This is a genomic window from Rhizobium leguminosarum (assembly GCF_019798305.1).
Classification (GTDB): Bacteria; Pseudomonadota; Alphaproteobacteria; order Rhizobiales; family Rhizobiaceae; genus Rhizobium; species Rhizobium leguminosarum_U.
The window spans coordinates 271,525-284,144 of sequence record NZ_JAAXDD010000011.1 but is presented as its reverse complement, the minus strand read 5'-3'; the positions used below and the strand labels follow the sequence as shown (position 1 = coordinate 284,144).

Below are 12,620 nucleotides of genomic sequence, written 5' to 3'. Positions count from 1 at the left end.
CAACAACACCTACAACGGCACGGCCGGCCAGGCCTCGGTCAAGACCGACGGCGGCAACGCTATGCCGAGCACGGCGAACGGCAACAAGCTCGGTATCGACCCGCATTTCGCGGGGGCAGCGAGCGACAACTTCCACCTCGCTTCGGGCTCGGCAGCGATCGACGGCGGAACCGCCAAGTACGGCGTCGGCTCGGTCGATCTGGACGACCACGCTCGCGTCGTTGGAACTGTCGATATGGGTGCCTACGAATCGGGCTCCAGCCCGGTATCGGGAACACCAACGACGCCGACGCAACCGGTAGCGCCAACCACGCCGACAGAGCCGACCACGCCGACGCAGCCGAGCTCCGGCTCGGGAACGCCGACCACGCCGACGCAACCGACAGAGCCGACAACGCCGACAACGCCGACAACGCCGACCACATCGACGAAGGTATATACCGGCACCGAGGGTAACGACTACCTGCCACACACCGGTCAGTCCAACGGCGGCAACGAAACCTACAAGGGTCTCGGCGGCAATGACGTGTTGAAGGGCGGCGCCGGCTCGGACGTCATCATTGGTGGTGCTGGAAGGGACATCATGAGCGGTGGCACCAGCTCGGATACGTTTACCTTCAAGACAGCGACGGAGACCGGGTCCGGCTGGAACCGCGACGTCATCACCGACTTCCAGCATGGCATCGATAAGATCAATCTCTCGGCGATCGATGCGAATGGCTCTGCGCAGGGCGATGCAGCCTTCCATTTCCAGGCGCAAGAGAATGCCTTGTTCGATAAGAAGGCTGGCGCGCTCGCTTGGCACTATCAAGACAATGCTGGATCCGATCACGATATTACCGTTGTCCAGGCCGACCTGAACGGCGACGGCGTTCATGACTTCGAGATTCAGCTGCAGGGCCTCGTCCACCTGGGCGCAGGCGATTTGATCCTGTAACTATCCCTGTTGCGGCGGCCGTCCGATCGCCGCAACAATCGTGCTAACAATCTGAAAATGTGTCGACGGCGGAGTAAAACCCGCCACGCGGCGCGCAAACTTCGACTACTTCAGCGCGTGGATGAGCAAGCTGGGAGGGCGTAGCCCGAGCGGCGACCCCATCCGCGCGCTGCGATTTTTCGACGGCTGTCAGCCGACCTTTCGGGTGCGGACTTGCGCGAGGCGATAACTGTCGCCGTTCATCTCGCGGATGTCGACGTGACGGGTGATGCGGTCCAGCAGAGCGCCGGTCAGGCGCTCGGATCCCAAGGTCCATTCCTCGAACGCAAGGTTGCTGGTGATCAGGTGGCACTCGTCGACGATTTGCGATATCAGTTCAAACGATAATCCGCACCGGTCTCGGACGCCCGTCCGGTGATTGGGCGTCTTTGATTTCTTTATGAATTTTATCCGCCGCCCCTCAATTTCTCCTCGATTGCGGCTCATTTGATCCTTAGATTGACGCTGACATCGAGCCGTGCGCAAATGCTCGCAACGCTCGCTGAGATTGCGGACAGCCTGAGAAATCAAGACGGACCTGATGCTCAAACAACCACGCTTTGGCGCTCGCAAAGAGCACGACAACACGTGGGCAATATTCGACCAGCCACCGACGAGATAGCTGAGCGGATCGGCCTCATCATGGCCTGCCTGAACAAGAGGTTCTGGGGCTCGTCTAGAGCCTTGAACAGATTGAGGACGCGCCGAAGCGAATCTTTTGATCGTTCCTGCCGGCTATTGCGCGCACTTCTGCAGCACACGCGTCGTAATCTCCATCTGCGCGGCATATTCCTTCACTGCCGCATACGCCACCTTTTGCTTGTCGCTGAGCTGCTTCATACTTTCCGCTTCCTCTCCGTCAAAATGGGGAATGGCGACACCATAGGCAGCGTCGGACCGCTTCATTCCTTCTGCGAAAGCCCGCAGACCAGGCAAGAATTTCGCCATCGGCGGAGCGATTGCCTGACAGACGCTGGGATCAGATGCGCGCGCTGAAATCGCCGAGCTTCCGGCCATCAACATAACAAGGACAAGTTTACCGATGCGCATGATAGATTCCCCCTCGGTGCCGCGTGCTGCCTAATTGCCTTTACAAGAATTTCCGCGGAAGTTGTAGTGCGGAAATGATGACTCCCTTCGTTTGCCTATTCCTGTTGGCTTCCGTCCTCGGCGGCTGCGCCTATTATTTTACCTAAACAGCGAACTGAAGGCCCACTTTGGCTGGAGAAGCGATTCTATGGCCAACCATTACACGCGGAAGGCCGACAAGCGGAAGCTCGCTATTTCGGGCGCTGCGAAACTGAACGAGAACAGCCCAACCCCTCAAACGAGATCCGATGAGGGGTTCACGCCTGAAAACAAAAACAAATACTTAAAAACAGATGGCGACCCCTGCAGGAATCGAACCTGCGACAACCTGCTTAGAAGGTCCCTGGCAGGCGGGCGGATCGTTTCAGACGGTTTCACTACGTTTCCAAGTCGCTGATTTTGTTGACTTATTCAGAACTGCGGAGCATTGATTCCGCTTTCGGCGCAGACGGTTGCGCGATTTTAAGGCGGGCGTTGACCAGTCCGTCGCCCAGTTTGAAGAGGAGGAGTCCTTGTCCAAGCGAGCATTGACGACGGAAAAAATCGATGCGCTGCCGCGGCGGAAGGGTGAGCGTTATGAAGTGGCCGACCCCGGATGCGACCGCCTGTGGCTTCGGGTCGGCGCACGCGACATCGTCTTCGTCCTGGCGGTGCGCGTGGAGGGGAAGCGCGACCCAACGCGGCTCAAGCTCGGCGTCTATGCCGAGACGACGCCCGGTTGCGACGGGTCTGCGTCGGCGGATGCGAAGCCGGGGCCGCTAACACGGCTGACGTTGGAGCAGGCCAGGGAGAAGGCCCGTCGCTGGAACGCCTGGATCAAGGCTGGCCTCGATCCGCGCGAGGAGGACGTCCGGCTGCTTCTGGAGGCCGCGACACGGGCCGAGGCGACATTCGGCAGAGGCGTCCAGGAATTTTGCGCGTACCTGCCTACGCGCGCGAAGAACAAGTCGGTCCCGGATCAGATCAAGACGTTGGAGCGCGAGTTGCTCGATCCCGAGCTCAATCCGTTCGTCGACGTCCCCATGGCCGAGATCGACGACGACGTCATCAAAAAGATCGTGATGGCGGTCCGAGACAGGCCCGCCCGGACCTCGGCCTTCAATCTCCTGAAGCTCATGTCGACCTTCTTCAATTGGATCTACGTCGAGAACAGACGGCGCTACCATCTCGGCCCGCTCAATCCGATGGCCAACGTCAGCGCCAGGCTCCTCGGGATCGGGCGGCGCGACCGAGAACGCTTCCTGAGCGAGCCGGAGCGCGCGGCCTTCATGAGAGCCGCCGTTGCTACGCCATATCCCTACGGCCCCGTCTATGTACTGATGATGAAGACGGCCCAGAGAGAGAACGAGGTGGCCGGCATGCGCCGGTCGGAGCTCGACATCGTCAACCGGCTGTGGACGATTCCCAAGGAAAGGTACAAGCAGGACCGCCCTCACGCCGTGCCGTTGACCGAGTCGACGGTCGCCGTCATCCAGGCGGTGCTGGACGAGCTGCCGGAAGGACATGGAGACTGTCTGTTCAGCAACGACAACGGTCAGACTTCGATCTCGAACTTCGGCCGCCCGGTGGCCGAGTTCAAGAAGGCGGTGCTCGAGGAAATGCGCAAGGTCGAACGGGGCGCCATGATGCCACCGTGGCAGCTCGAGGACACCCGCCGCACGGTACGAACCAACCTTCCGAAGCTCAAGGTACTGGACGAGCATTCGGAAGCGCTTCTCGGACATGTCAAGGTAGGGTTGAACAAGACATACAATCTCTACGAGTACCTGCCGGAACGAAGGGAGGCGCTCGAACGCTGGGATGCCGATATCGATCCGGACGGGCCGAAGACCGGCGGCCGGCGCTCCGGCGGGCGACGCCGATGCTGACGCGCGAGGAGCTCCATCGCCTGGTCTGGACGGCGCCGTCGACGAAGCTGGCCCGCGGACTGGCGGTCTCCGACAGCTACCTGAACAAGGTCTGCCGCACCCTCGCCGTCCCCCGCCCCCCTCGAGGGTACTGGCTGAAGCCGTCGGCGGATCGCGACGCGCCGACGCCGCTTCCCCCCGCGCCGCCCGGCACGCCGGCGGGCTGGCAAAAGGGCAGGCGGCGCGCCCTTCGCCATGCGTTCCGGTCGGGCGTGTCGGAAGCCGACGTCGCCACCCTCCTCGACCGCGCCGCCTGCTTCTTCGCCGCCGCCGACGTCGACGACGGCGGAACCTATCTGCGGCCACGCGACCGGTGGCTCGTCGACCTGACGACGACGCGCTCCGGGCTTCCCAAATGCGTGAACTTCGCCGGCGAACTGTTCCTGGCTCTCGCGGCACGTGGCCTGCGGGTCGGGATCGCCTCCCCGAGCGAGGTGTTCGTCCGCGTCGATGTGGAGCGACGGCAATCAGGCGCGGGACGCACCTACGACGCGCGCAACCGGACCTGGTCACCGCTGCGCCCGACCGTGGTCAACGTCGGAGGCTTCCCGGTCGGCCTGGCGATCGTCGAGACATGCATCGACAGGCAGATGCACTACGTCGGACGTGGACGGTTCGTGTCGGAGGAGGAGTACGCGATGCTCGGTCCGGTGGAACGCGCCGCTCATACGTTACGACGGCGCATGCACGTCGGAACCGGGCTCCTAAGGCTGATCGCCTACTCGCCGACAAGCAAGCACGACCTGAGACTGGAATGGACGGAAACGCCGAAGGCGCCGCTCCAGCGCCGCATTGAAAACATCATCGACGAGATCGAGGCCACGGCGTCACGAATTCTCGAGCCGGACGCCGGGGCATCGTCAGACTGACCTCGCGGGCGTCAGACCGGCTTCGGCACGTCATGTTCGACGCGCGGTCGAGCGTGCGCCGTGGCCGTGCCGGCTCCGCTCACGACAGGCGACCGATCATGCATCGCCGCCAATCGATCACCAGGCCCATGCCCTTCGAGGACGGGCTCAAACAGGAGGAAACACCATGACCACCGAACGTTGCAACGGACTGGGCTTGTCGGACCCGGCCAGGAGGTCGGCGGCGCCCGGCCCGAGGAGCTTCGCCGAGCATGAAGTCGCCTGTTTCTGGGCGGCGTGCGGAGAGACGCCCGATCCTTTCGGGTCTCTTTTCAAGATTCTGCTCTTGACTGGCGTTCGCCCCATCTGCGCCACCGGTGCGCGGTGCACCGACGTCGACTTCTCGGAGCGGATCTGGAAGCTCCCCGGCTGGCCCTATCCCTTGGCCATGCCGCTTGTCGCACAGACCGAGCGCCTGCTACGGAACGTATGCCGTGATCGCGCGCGACAGGACGAGCGGTTGTTTCGGCCTGGCCGAGGCGGTGCGATCTCGGCCGCCGCGCTGGCCAGGGCCCGCTTTTCGCTCGCCGAGACGATGGACGACATCTGCCGGCGAAACTTCGCGGGACGCACCATAGCGCCCTGGGGAATCCGCGCCCTGCGTTTCACGGTAAGATCCTGGCTGACCTACGACAGGGGCCGCGACTTCGCCGAACTGGTGCTAGGACAAACGAACGATAGAACTCGAAGGCTGTCGGAGTTCTGGTACAAAATCCCCGTCCGTCGCGACGGTCTCCAAGCATGGGAGACGGCCGTCATGGCCATGGTCGGAGGAGACGTGACGTGATGGGCCTCGACATCGTCTTCATCCGCATCTCGAGGCGCTGCCTTCGCGCACAGGCTCCCGACTCTACGAATGGGATCGGAAAGGCGGTCCATACCGAAGTCCTTCGATCGGGGAAAGGTATCTTGTCCGCCTGTAGATGAGCGCGCGATCGATTACGGCCGGTGCCGGCGATGCGATATCGATCCAATCGACGAGCGTCAGCAGACCATGCTTCGGGAGCGGTCTGCTGTAACAGATGCCAACGCTTATCTGGAATGCGCGCGCCGCGACGCTGTCGTTGAGGTCGCCGTCGGCGTCGTGCGAATCCAGGATGACGAACCGAGCACCGCTCCGCTCCAGTTCGACGATCGCAGCGTTTGCGCGCTCTGTTACACGACGGTCGCCCCTCGCAGGACGAAGAGCGCGCGGAGCTGGGCGCCCGTCTCTGGCTTGTGTTGTATGATGATCCGGTATCCGGCAAGCGGCTGCGGCGACAAATTCGGACCCTGTGTAGCGTGGTGGGATAGGCATGAATCCTAGCTTCAGGTTTCGGTCGCGTTAACATCGTGTCCGGGAAGAAATCGTCCGCCTGCGCTGCTAGGTCAGGCCATCGATTGGCACTGCCTTGGTTGGGAGCCACGTATGAAGCGCGCTTCTACGGCACTTCCAAGCAGCGCGAAGTTTGGTCGGTGACGACGAGGCGCAGCCCCGGCGATCGGTTGCTTAGGTGGGTGATCCTTCTCGCTCCGCCCCGCTAGACGCGGCGGCCCATTCGGATCCTTCTACTTGGATTGTTGAACAACCGCCCCTCGAATGAACATGGTGCTCACCATATGAGCATAACGCTCATGAGTCTCAATTGGAGCGGGAACAGGATGTCAATTCTACGATACGGCGAACCTGACAAGAATTCTTCATTGCGGTCCATATCGGCCCGCGCTCGCGCCTTGCGATCGCTGTCGGTGGACCTGCGAACGATCGTCATGTCCAAGGCGCTGCCGATCCTCGACGAAACGGAAGTGCCCATCGTGGAGGATTGGTTTGTCGACAAGCTGATGCTGCCGACGCTCGTCGGCCACATCCACTATCCTGGGCACTCCGATCCAAAGGCCTCGGGCGAATGGCGCTTCACGGCCCCGATCGAGCTGTTGTCTCTTGCCGGCGGGTGCGCGCTCGCCACCTCTCGATGGTATCGCCTCGGATCGCCGCTCCCTATCGCAAACGACACCCTGGCTGCCTGGAGCTTTCCCGATGAGCCGTGATCGACGTCTAAGCCGCCTTTCGCATCGCGGGCATGTAGTCGAATCCCTGAGCAAGGGCCCGGCAATGTTTCTGGCCTATTCATGCATCCGCCGAACACTGCGATCCCAGTTTCACCTGATGAAGGGCTACCCGTCGACGGTGATCTTGCTGGCCCCCGGTCTGAAGACTCTCGGCGTGCATAGAAGGGCCGCGGAGCTGCTGCTCGACGGACGCGCTCTGAGAGGCCGGACCTACGTCGAAGGCCGCGCCGTCGTGCATGCCATCGAGTCTCATAAGAACAGAGACGACGGCCGGCTCGCCGAGGAACTTGCAAACTGCAACGTCGTCCTGATTCTTGCTCGTCACCTTGACGTGGTACCCGCAGAGCTGGCCGCAACGGCAGACGCCACGCTCACGCTCGAACGGCCGGATGCACGAGTCATTCATGCGGCACGAGCGCTTCTGCGGCGCAAACCGATCAACGAGCAGGCAGCCGCCGCCTTGGCGGATTGCGACTTCCATGTCCTGGCACGTGCTCTCACGACGTATCGGTTGGGAATCCACGAGGCCGCTGCGCTGAGAAAGCGGTCTGGGGGAATTTCCGTTGGGGGCCCTTCACTAGATCACATCCCCGGCTACACGTCCTTGAAACCTTGGGCGCGTTCATTGACCGAGGACCTGGCAAGAGAACGCTCCGGCGAGATCGCGTGGCCGGACGTCGATCGCGGTCTTCTGATCTATGGCCCTCCTGGAACAGGAAAGACCTTCTTCGCCACGGCGCTTGCGCGGTCCTGCGGCCTTCCGCTGGTCACGGCGTCGGTGTCAAAATGGCAGTCGGCCGGCCATCTCGGCGATCTCCTTGCCGCGATGAAAGCGACCTTCGAAAAAGCCTGCTCTCAGCAGCCCTCGATCTTGTTCCTGGACGAGCTGGACTCGATCGGTGACCGGACCAGGTTCAGCGGGGAACACGGAGTCTACTCGACACAAGTCGTAAACTACCTGCTGGAATGTATCGACGGCGTCGAGGGACGAGACAAGATCGTCGTGGTCGCTGCGACCAATTTCCCGGAGGCGATAGACCCGGCGCTCCTTCGAAGCGGACGCATCGAACGTCACGTGCGACTCGATCTGCCGGATGCGAACGAGCGCGCCGACATGCTCCGCTTTCATCTAGGATTTGCCTGCATCTCGGACGAGCTGCGGTCATTGGCTGCCGATCTGGACGGATGGACGCCCGCCGATCTGGAACGATTGGCGCGAGACGCGAAGCGTCATGCCCGAGCCAAGGAGCGACCGACCAAATTAGCCGACGTCACCGATGCGCTTCCTGCGCTGCGAACGCTATCCGACGAAACCGTCGCGAGGGTATCGATACACGAAGCGGGTCACGCCGTCGTCACGCTGCTCCTCTGGTCGGACATGAAGGTGGCTCTATCTGTACGGAGGAACTACAGGCCGACCGCGTCGACCGAGCGGCTTGGCCACGCACGATTTTTCCACCCCGACCCCGAAGTGCATACTCGCGAATCCTTAGAAAATTTCATCTGCGTGGCCCTCGCGGGCGCGGCGGCCGAAGAGCTGGTACTGGGGGCGCACTCCAACGGTGCCGGGGGGAGACAGGGCAGCGATATCGAATACGCAACCCGTTTGGCGACCCTGATCGTGGCGTCCTATGGAATGGGCGAAAGTCTGCTGTTCGCGCTCGAGGAAACGAAGATCGAGGCGAACACGGCGCGTCGCCTGCCCTGTCCCATGCAATCCGAAATCAGCGGTATTATGCGAAAGCAGTTCGACCGGGCGAAAGCTCTTCTCTCCCAGCACGTCACGATCCTGAAATCGCTCACGGATAATTTGCTCGAGAAGGAGAGCCTCGCCGCCGACGAGGTCGCAACGCTCTTCCGGCGGGGTGCGTCGACCATTCTCGAGCGGTGAGACAGGCCGTCTCACCGATCTGGGCGTACCATGGCGACTGCCGGCCCGTGGCCGGCGTTGCCGTCGATGAAGACCACCCCTTGCCCCTCGAGGGCGTCCCTCACCTTTTCGATCGCGTCGACCAAGACGTTGGATTCACCCTTCTCTAATCGAACAATGATCTGACGGCTGACGCCCGCCAAGGCCGCCAGCTCGTCCTGGCTAAGTCCTGCCAGGGCGCGGGCCGCCCTGAGCGCGCTCATGATTTCCGACGTCGAATCCATACCCGGAGCAGGCGACAAATAGCGCGAATTGTCAACAATTAGGATAAAGGATTCGCGCCGGTGCGCGGAGCTCTCACGTGGGTCGTCGGCGCTTCAATTTCTCCCTCGGTCGTCCCTCGTTCACCCGTTTGCGGGACAGAGGATGTCCGTGCTCCGAGCGTTGTTCAGACGGAGGTTCGCCCGCGCTCTCGTTCCCTGATGGCGGTGCCTTCGTCGGGTGCTGCAGGCCTTTCTCAAAACGAGGCTCGTTCAAAGCGGATCTCCCACGTCCGTGCGCACCGACATTCTACACCCCGCCGTTGATATTGGCCAGCGATCACGGTGGAGGCGCTCGACCCCGAGCATCCATAAAGGCGTGGCAAGATAGTCGCGCGAGCCCCGCCCAGCGCCACGTCACGGCTCGTTGGCTACGAGGTTGTCACGCCTCTGGCAGCAATGGCAGGTCCCGCTCCGCTCCCCATCTGCGAGTACGCCTGGGCATTCGTCCGGCGGAATAGTGGGTGGGGATCAGATCGGAAATGCAGCCGCTCCGGCCCATGGCCGACAGGTTCGGGCAGAAGAGAGGAGCAAAGCATGCGGAGCGTGTCTTTCGAATTCCGATATGCCTGGCAGAACCGCATGTTTCGGGATTGCCGCCGAGCAGCAGGTTCTAGTCATGGCAGACCCACTCCGTTCGCTCTGGTGGCTTGAGTGAGCATCTTTGGACGCCAGCAGAACTATCGGTCCGCTTAATCCGCTTCGAGCACTCGGATTCAAAGATCCGGCCGAGATTTCGACGCGAATGTTTAAGGCCGGTTTGAGGCGGCATCGCAAAGGTGCCATTTCATCTGATAGCCGTAATCGTCCTTGTAACCATAACACCAGCCGAACGTGTCGAGGATGGCGCCAATTTCCTCCCGCCGCGCACATGCCGACTGCGTCTCAGGACTCTCGGGACTGGTGCTGCCGCGGCATTCGCCGTTCTCCACATGCCATTGGCTAATGATCCGGTCCGGCGCCTGGGCGCCTCTGTCCGTCGCAAGCACCTTGCTGTTTTCGGATTCGATCTGGCTCGTTGCCGGATTCCAGACGAGCGTAAACTCAGCCATCCCCGAAGAAGTCTTGCCTCTTTGACGGCTTCTTGCGAACCACTCGATGACGCCGGATACGTCACATTTTGCCGCGCATACCGCCGCCTCGGATCCGGGCTTGACGCTATAGATGCGCTCCGGCCATCGCTGCGCGAACGTCGCCTTGTCCTTCATGACGGCGTCGCGGTCGACGACCTTGCCGTAGAATGTCACCTGGTCCGCATATGCTTTGTGCATGAAGGCAAGCGCCGTCGAATCATCGCCTGACCACGCCTCATGGTATCGCCTCATAAACTCGAGGGCATTGTCGCCAGATGTGTGGGGCGCAGTCGCCGTGGCCTCGGCTGTTGCGCTCGGGCTGGAGACTGGCTTATCTCCCGGCTGAAAGAATGGGGCTGTCTGTGCCGTCACTGCATCCTTGGACGTGATGATGTTCCAGTCGCGCATCTCGGCCGTCGTCAGGTACCGCATGTCCGAACTTTCGATCGACAGGCTGAGCCTGAGCAGGTTCGGGCTCACTCCCATGTCGGACAGATAGCCGATGATCTCGCCGGTCATCGTCTGCACCGTGGCGACCGCGGTCTTGTTGTCGAGTGCTGCGTCGTCCGAGAACGAAGCCTGATGGACCCCGATCGAACCAGCTTCGGCCGAGCGCTTCACGCCGCCGAGAAATGCGAGGGCGCATGCCGAGGCGCACTGCGTCGATCGGATCTGAACGGTGTTTGCCGACAACGCACGGATGGCTCGTCCGATCTTGATTGCGGCCACGACGCTTCCGCCATTGGAGTCAAAGCTAATAACGGTCGGCTGATACTCGGAGTACACGGCGACGAGTTTCATCGGATCGTCAGAGGGTTCGAATTCGCCCTTGATCACCAGAAGCCGCCCTCCATCATCGAGAGATAGCCGTTCATAGGTGATCGCAGCGGCCGTATTCTGGGGGCCGGCGCCCACTAGCGCCAGGGCGATCAAGAGAATGGCGAGAAGTTCCGCAATTAGGCCCATCGGGCGTGGCTGGGAGCCGTCAATCACAACAGACTCTCCTAACGTAGGTGTTGCCGATGGTGACCATCGAGTCCTTCGCGATCAGCCCATGGCTCTTCAGGGCATTGGAAACATCCTTCGCCTCTTGCTCGGTATAGAGGTCGTGCAATGTGACGGCGAACCAGCCATTGGCAGCCAGGTGCACGCTCAATGGCACAGGCGACCCCTTCACGAATTCCTGGGCGTCTGGCAACGAATTGAAGCTTTTTACCTGAACATAACGTTGCTCGCCGGAGTCCTCGTCGAACTGGCTGACGTGAACCCACGAGTAATGCATGAAACCGACCAGCCCGGCGACGGAAACCTTGTATCAATCGCCGCGGATATCGAGAATGTCGACCGATGCGCCGTTTCCAGCATCCCCGATCGCCTTGGCGTCGGCGTCCGCGGAAAGCTTGACCGGAGCCCTGCCCTTGGGATGTCGGACAGTGCCATCTCTTGCGAGAGGAACCTCCAGCGAAGGATCGGCCTTCGCCTGGACGCCGCGTGGCACCGGGGCATCTCGCGCAACGTCGCGAGGTTCTATCTTTGCCGACAGATCAGGTGACTGCGAGCCGGTCGTGACCCGATACTTCGCCATCTCGCTTCCTGACAGGTACCGAATGTCGTTGCTGTCGTAGGAAAGCGAGAGCTGGAGAAGCGCTGGATCGACGCCCATCTCCGACATATAGCCAATGACCTCCGCAGTCGTCTCCTGTACGGCGGAGACGGCGTCGTTGATCTTCATGCCCTGCGTGTCGTTGAAGGATGACTTGTGGACGCCGATCGAGCCCGGCTGTGCGAGACGGCTGACGCCTCCGAGGAACGCGAGCGAACAGGCCGAGGCGCACTCTGCTTGTCGCACCTGAATTGTCGAGAGCCCGAGCGAGCGAATGAGGCGGCCCAGTTCGATAGCCTTGGCTACATTGCCGCCGGGACTATCAAAGCCGATGACGGACGGGTGTTCGCGCGCGACAATCTCCCTGAAGCGTGCGAGATCGTCGGTGTACTCGAACGCGCCGCTAATGGTGACGAAAGCCCACCCGGCGTCCGTGTGATGAGCGGCATATTCCAGCCCAGCATTTGCTTGACCTACCGCGGCCCCGAGGAACATCGCTACAGCAGCGACCGGAAACTTTAACGACATCTGATGCACCCCAACTCAGGAGATCAAATGCACAGTCCACTTCAGGTCGCAAGTCAGCTTTCAGTTAGTTGAATATAAAGGTAAATGGGCGACGATGATCATCGGCAAACTGGATGCTAACGAGGGCCACGATAACCACTTCCCGACGCGCTGGGCCAACGACAGCCGCCATCCCTGGGCTCACGCCGGACTTCCAACTAGGAATGCAACACGATGACTGTCTCGCGTCATCGGAGGACGAAATGACAATGCAGCAAGTCGAGCGTAGGACCACAGTCGTAGTGGTTTACCCAGCTC

The 12,620-nt window shown here is 61.5% G+C and carries 11 protein-coding genes and 1 pseudogene; 6 read left to right on the top strand and 6 right to left on the bottom strand.

Going from position 1 to position 12,620, the window contains the following annotated elements; all coding sequences use genetic code 11:
* A partial coding sequence (locus HFO99_RS21250; protein WP_222335829.1) for a calcium-binding protein occupies nucleotides 1-937 on the top strand: 937 nt, incomplete at its 5' end.
* A 189-nt stretch (nucleotides 938-1,126) separates the two neighbouring features.
* On the opposite strand, the pseudogene HFO99_RS21245 reads toward HFO99_RS21250, so the two are convergent.
* Both HFO99_RS21245 and HFO99_RS21240 read right to left on the bottom strand, forming a co-directional pair.
* Nucleotides 1,127-1,360: pseudogene (locus tag HFO99_RS21245) on the bottom strand (ATP-binding protein); the annotation flags it as partial.
* Nucleotides 1,361-1,711: 351 nt separating this feature from the next.
* Complete coding sequence (locus HFO99_RS21240) at nucleotides 1,712-2,026, bottom strand: hypothetical protein (protein WP_222363395.1); 315 nt, start codon at nucleotides 2,024-2,026, stop codon at nucleotides 1,712-1,714.
* Nucleotides 2,027-2,577: 551 nt separating this feature from the next.
* Here HFO99_RS21240 and HFO99_RS21235 point away from each other — a divergent pair.
* From HFO99_RS21235 to HFO99_RS21215, 5 genes are all read left to right on the top strand, one after another.
* Nucleotides 2,578-3,933, top strand: a complete 1,356-nt coding sequence (locus HFO99_RS21235) for an integrase family protein (RefSeq protein WP_222363394.1) — start codon at nucleotides 2,578-2,580, stop codon at nucleotides 3,931-3,933.
* Entirely contained in the window at nucleotides 3,927-4,841 is a 915-nt protein-coding gene (locus HFO99_RS21230) for a hypothetical protein (RefSeq protein WP_222363392.1), read from the top strand. The genes HFO99_RS21235 and HFO99_RS21230 overlap by 7 nt, the downstream gene beginning before the upstream one ends.
* A gap of 166 nt (nucleotides 4,842-5,007) precedes the next feature.
* On the top strand, nucleotides 5,008-5,667 hold the full coding sequence (locus HFO99_RS21225; RefSeq protein WP_222363390.1) for a hypothetical protein: 660 nt from the start codon (nucleotides 5,008-5,010) through the stop codon (nucleotides 5,665-5,667).
* Nucleotides 5,668-6,629: 962 nt separating this feature from the next.
* A complete protein-coding gene (locus HFO99_RS21220; RefSeq protein WP_168264387.1) occupies nucleotides 6,630-6,908 on the top strand; it encodes a hypothetical protein in 279 nt (92 codons plus the stop codon).
* Between the two features lie 64 nt (nucleotides 6,909-6,972).
* Entirely contained in the window at nucleotides 6,973-8,820 is a 1,848-nt protein-coding gene (locus HFO99_RS21215) for an AAA family ATPase (RefSeq protein WP_222363388.1), read from the top strand.
* An 11-nt stretch (nucleotides 8,821-8,831) separates the two neighbouring features.
* Here the strand turns inward: HFO99_RS21215 and HFO99_RS21210 are convergent, their stop codons facing one another.
* The 4 genes from HFO99_RS21210 to HFO99_RS21200 all read right to left on the bottom strand — a co-directional run bounded on the left by HFO99_RS21210 (nucleotide 8,832) and on the right by HFO99_RS21200 (nucleotide 12,323).
* Nucleotides 8,832-9,062 (bottom strand): helix-turn-helix transcriptional regulator, encoded by a 231-nt coding sequence (locus tag HFO99_RS21210; protein WP_245315120.1) that lies wholly within the window; start codon nucleotides 9,060-9,062, stop codon nucleotides 8,832-8,834.
* Between the two features lie 806 nt (nucleotides 9,063-9,868).
* Entirely contained in the window at nucleotides 9,869-11,158 is a 1,290-nt protein-coding gene (locus HFO99_RS21205) for a hypothetical protein (protein ID WP_222363417.1), read from the bottom strand.
* Nucleotides 11,159-11,177: 19 nt separating this feature from the next.
* A complete protein-coding gene (locus HFO99_RS33815) occupies nucleotides 11,178-11,474 on the bottom strand; it encodes an SPOR domain-containing protein (protein ID WP_315860492.1) in 297 nt (98 codons plus the stop codon).
* Nucleotides 11,475-11,507: 33 nt separating this feature from the next.
* Nucleotides 11,508-12,323 (bottom strand): hypothetical protein, encoded by an 816-nt coding sequence (locus HFO99_RS21200; protein ID WP_315860491.1) that lies wholly within the window; start codon nucleotides 12,321-12,323, stop codon nucleotides 11,508-11,510.
* Nucleotides 12,324-12,620: the final 297 nt, after the last annotated feature.

Coding starts and splice junctions, on each gene's coding strand:
- HFO99_RS21240 (WP_222363395.1), bottom strand. CDS start 2,026: ATGCGCATCGGTAAACTTGTCCTTGTTATGTTGATGGCCGGAAGCTCG.
- HFO99_RS21230 (WP_222363392.1), top strand. CDS start 3,927: ATGCTGACGCGCGAGGAGCTCCATCGCCTGGTCTGGACGGCGCCGTCG.
- HFO99_RS21225 (WP_222363390.1), top strand. CDS start 5,008: ATGACCACCGAACGTTGCAACGGACTGGGCTTGTCGGACCCGGCCAGG.
- HFO99_RS21220 (WP_168264387.1), top strand. CDS start 6,630: ATGTCCAAGGCGCTGCCGATCCTCGACGAAACGGAAGTGCCCATCGTG.
- HFO99_RS21215 (WP_222363388.1), top strand. CDS start 6,973: ATGTTTCTGGCCTATTCATGCATCCGCCGAACACTGCGATCCCAGTTT.
- HFO99_RS21210 (WP_245315120.1), bottom strand. CDS start 9,062: ATGAGCGCGCTCAGGGCGGCCCGCGCCCTGGCAGGACTTAGCCAGGAC.
- HFO99_RS21205 (WP_222363417.1), bottom strand. CDS start 11,158: ATGGGCCTAATTGCGGAACTTCTCGCCATTCTCTTGATCGCCCTGGCG.
- HFO99_RS33815 (WP_315860492.1), bottom strand. CDS start 11,474: ATGCATTACTCGTGGGTTCACGTCAGCCAGTTCGACGAGGACTCCGGC.
- HFO99_RS21200 (WP_315860491.1), bottom strand. CDS start 12,323: ATGTCGTTAAAGTTTCCGGTCGCTGCTGTAGCGATGTTCCTCGGGGCC.